The organism is Actinomycetota bacterium, from assembly GCA_009923495.1.
GTDB lineage: Bacteria > Actinomycetota > Actinomycetes > S36-B12 > UBA5976 > UBA5976.
Genome location: RFTJ01000053.1, coordinates 1 through 1,290, shown reverse-complemented (window position 1 = coordinate 1,290; position 1,290 = coordinate 1). Strand labels below are relative to the sequence as shown.

2 protein-coding genes are annotated in these 1,290 nt (G+C 54.0%); both read right to left on the bottom strand.

What is annotated here, in order from left to right; all coding sequences use genetic code 11:
- Window positions 1-375, bottom strand: a 375-nt coding sequence (locus EBS36_07465; protein NBU32985.1) for a hypothetical protein, incomplete at its 3' end; no start/stop codon positions are given.
- Window positions 372-1,290, bottom strand: a 919-nt coding sequence (locus EBS36_07460) for a hypothetical protein (protein NBU32984.1), incomplete at its 5' end; no start/stop codon positions are given. The genes EBS36_07460 and EBS36_07465, both read right to left, overlap by 4 nt.

Below are 1,290 nucleotides of genomic sequence, written 5' to 3'. Positions count from 1 at the left end.
GTATAGCCCCACGTCATCCGTGAACAAGCCCACCTCGTAGGTGACTTTGCCCCTCGTCTTGGCCATGGACAGCAGTTGCAGTACTCCGCTGAACACCTGCACCCCATCCTCCCACATTGCGGCACGAATCTTCTTGTTCGGTGTGAAGCCTCCCACAAAGGATTGGATGTTGTACGCAAATCCAAAGCATCGCTCGTTGGTCGGAGTGTTCGGCAGGGTGATGGTCTTACTGAACGACCCCCTGCGCTTGGTTACGTCCTCGATGTCGCTGATGGAGTAGGTTATGGCCACGTCCGTGCCGCCCATGGTGTCCAAGACATACGGCACCTCAACATTGCTGTCGTTGAGCGGATACGCAATCAGGGTGACGCTCATAGGATGTTGTTCTTGTATGCGACTGCAATCTCAATCTGCAACTGCTGGAGCTGGTCGTTTCGTCTGGTTACAAACTGGTAACTATTAGCGTTGACCACCGCTTCCACAAGTTGGCCATCAAGTTCGAGCCATACCTGCCCGCTTCGGACAAGTTCGATGAGCCACTCGCTTTCCGCATCGGTCAGCCAATCGGAGTTGAGTGCATAGACGTAGTCAAACGACCCCGCCCAAACTTTGTCGTAGGTGAGCGTGCCGTAAACGTCCGTATTATACCCAAAGGTATCCCGCTGCACATTGGCTCGCTTGCGGTTCTTGAGCGTGAAGGTGTAGGAATCAATGCCTCCGTATTTGTTGACGAAGTGAACAGGCTGGGAGTTGAATCGCTGGCAAGGGCCGATGGTGTAGGTGTAGTAAACCGAGAAATTGCCTGCAAACGAATCCTCAAAGGCGATGGTGTACGATGACCCATCTGCCGTTGGGAATCCCACCGAACCCGCTTGGCTATCCGAGCATTGCCCTGATGTGAGTGCCTTAAGATTCATTGGCCCTGCACCAAAGCGAGCGATGGACCCGCTTACCGATGCAGGCAAAGCAACGGTAAAGGTTCTCGTTGGATAAGTTACCTGAACTCTATCCCAAGGCTGACCCGATAGACCCATGCAGAGGAATCCGTAATCCGTGCCATATACCGTGCGAGTTGTGGGGGTCGTAAGTGCCTTGCTTACGCCATCCGTTATAAAGCCAGGGAAATACACCCCTCCACTCCAATCCGCCAATTCCAACTGCTCCAAGTTGCCTGCAAAGGCAACACGGCCCGACACGGTTGTAACGGTTCCCGTCTGCACCACAGGCGTTGAGCCGTATTCCTCCATGAAGGTCAGGCGGTATCCCGAATAGAATCCAGCGTGGTCGGCA